The sequence below is a fragment of the Nocardiopsis sp. TNDT3 genome, from assembly GCF_003427465.1.
GTDB lineage: Bacteria > Actinomycetota > Actinomycetes > Streptosporangiales > Streptosporangiaceae > Nocardiopsis > Nocardiopsis dassonvillei.
The window spans coordinates 1-2,225 of record NZ_QPFC01001048.1; the positions used below are offsets into that span (position 1 = coordinate 1).

Genomic DNA, 2,225 nt, shown 5'->3' on the forward strand with positions numbered 1-2,225 from the left:
GGCGGGAGCCGGTGCCCGGAGGGGTGGTCTAGAGGAAGACCCGGCCGCGCCGGGTGCGGTCGCGCAGGGCGGCCATGCGGCGGGTGTTGCCCGGTCGGCGGGTCAGCAGGTGGTAGAGCAGCAGCGAGCAGCCCCGGTCGGTGCGCGCGCGGTCCGCCATCTCGCCCATGTTCACCCGCGTGTACAGGTTGCCGCCCCCGGCGAGGACGCGCACCGAGTGGGCGCCCTCGGGGACGTGCGCGTAGGCGTGGTTGTCGGCCGTGTACTCCATGGCCCGCGACAGCGCGGCCCCCAGCCCCGGGACCAGTTCCCCTCCCAGCGCCGCCGTCCGCCGCCAGAAACCGGTGTGCCCGGCCGCCACGTGCCCCAACTGGTGCGCGACCAGGAAGGCCAGCGCCTCGGGGTCGCGGACCCGGCCGCACGGGCCGAACAGGTCGTCCGACAGCACCAGGTACCGGCGCAGCCCGTGCCCGGCGGCGTCGGTCCCCCAGCGGCGCGGCCCCACCCGCACGTAGGCCTCCGGCGTCCGGGGCAGCCCCGTCTCGGCGGCCAGCGCCACCACCATCCGGTGCGCCTCGGGGAACTGCGTGGGCGAGATCTTCACCGACTCCGCCCTGCGCCGGGCGTACAGCAGCCCCCGCGCCTGCCAGTACACGGCGGGCACCACCGCCAGGGCGGCGGCCGCCCACAGCCACGACCCCGTCAGCGACCACACCGCGTGGGCCAGTCCCGCCGCCGTCAGCAGAGTGGCGCCCACGCACGCGGCCAGGAGCGGGGCCTCCCACGGGTGGGCGGAGGCCGGGACGACCTCCTCGTCGGCGCCGAGCACCCGCAGCCCCTCCCTGGAACGGGTTCTGGGGCCGCCGTCGGCGTCGGAGCAGCGGTCGGGCGCGCCGTGCGCCGGACATGCGGTGGCGCGCCCCTCCGGCGGCATCGCGTGGGACATCCTGCCTCCCCTCGGGGCGCGGTCTGCGGGACAGCGGGGGGATGACTACTTCCTGTGTCCAAATATTACTTTCCGCTGTCCTGAAAATGGGGAGTGTGCGCTACGGCGTGTCCGTGGCCGGTGGCCCCTCCACCCCGGCCCGACAGGCGCGAACGCGTCCGGGGCCGTCGCCGAGGCCCGGTTCGTACGCGGCCCGCGGTCGTCCGTTCAGACCGGGTCCCTCACCCGGAGTCACCGTCAGTGCGGCTGCTCGTACCCGCGCAGCTCCTCGGCGAGCAGGTCCAGGAAGTGGTCCACCTGCGCCGGGTCGTACCCCGGCCGCGCGCGCGTGGTGCTGAACTGGATCCGCTCCACCTCGGCGGCGGTGAGCGTGGCCCGGTCCGGCCGCCCCTGCTGGAGGACGTCCAGCGTGAACTCGGCCCGGTCCAGGAAGTCGTCGACCTCCTGCTCGTTGTAACCCGTGGTCAGCCGGGTGGTGGCGAACTGCTTCTCCCGGACGTCCCTCGGGGTCATCCCGGAACGCCGCGGCGGCCGGGGCGGGCCCTCCTGCCGCCACGGCGCGTCCGGGCCCGCGTCGGGACCGGGCCGCTGGTGCCGCGGCCGCGCGGAGGCGCCCGCCGCGCCGGGGCGGGGCGGCGACTGGTCCCGGGCGCGGCCGAGGCCGCGGCCGGCCAGGTCGGCGACCACGAGGTCGAGGAAGTCGTCGACCTCGTCCTCCCGGTAGCCCGGGCTGAGTCTCGTGGTGCGGAACCGCGAGTTGCGCACCTCGTCGGCCGTGATGAGCGCGCCCGTGCTCGGGCCGCCCTCCAGGGCGACGAGCGTCGCCTCGATCCGGTCGAGGAGCGCGTCGACGTCCTCCTCGTTGTACCCCGGGCGCAGACGCACCGTGTGGAACTTCTTTTCGCGGATGTCCGCCGGTGTCAGAGGCATGGTCCCCATTGTGCAGTTGACGAGGTTCGCAGGGCTGTCTTATCCCCGGGTCGTGTGTGATTCGGCCTCGGCCAGCAGCTCCACGAGGCGGGACAGGAGGTCCTTCACCTGGGAGCGGTCGTACCCGCGCAGGACCAGGTCCACCGGGGCGTCGGCCAGTTCCGCGGAGGTGATGGGGTCGGGCGCCGGCGCGGAGGGCCGGTCGAGGGCCCGCCCGTCCTCGTCGGTGAGGACGGGGCCGCCGGTGAGGGCGGTCAGCGTGGAGGAGGCCCGGTGGACGAGGTCGTCCACCTGGTGGCGGTCGAAGCCGCGCAGGACGATGTCGAAACCGGGGAAGGGGAGGGGGCGC

At 75.1% G+C, this 2,225-nt stretch carries 3 protein-coding genes; all 3 read right to left on the minus strand.

The features are described 5' to 3' along the window. Window positions 1-28: 28 nt before the first annotated feature. Window positions 29-946 (minus strand): M48 family metallopeptidase, encoded by a 918-nt coding sequence (locus tag DQW06_RS23640; protein ID WP_013155393.1) that lies wholly within the window; start codon window positions 944-946, stop codon window positions 29-31. Window positions 947-1,183: 237 nt separating this feature from the next. Beyond that, entirely contained in the window at window positions 1,184-1,885 is a 702-nt protein-coding gene (locus DQW06_RS23645; protein WP_013155392.1) for a DivIVA domain-containing protein, read from the minus strand. Between the two features lie 30 nt (window positions 1,886-1,915). Continuing rightward, window positions 1,916-2,225: hypothetical protein (locus DQW06_RS23650; protein WP_232833134.1), on the minus strand; the 310-nt coding region annotated here is incomplete at its 5' end.

Bases quoted from the DNA above. Each gene is read 5' to 3' on its own strand.
- DQW06_RS23645 (WP_013155392.1), bottom strand. From the start codon at position 1,885: ATGGGGACCATGCCTCTGACACCGGCGGACATCCGCGAAAAGAAGTTC.
- DQW06_RS23640 (WP_013155393.1), bottom strand. From the start codon at position 946: ATGTCCCACGCGATGCCGCCGGAGGGGCGCGCCACCGCATGTCCGGCG.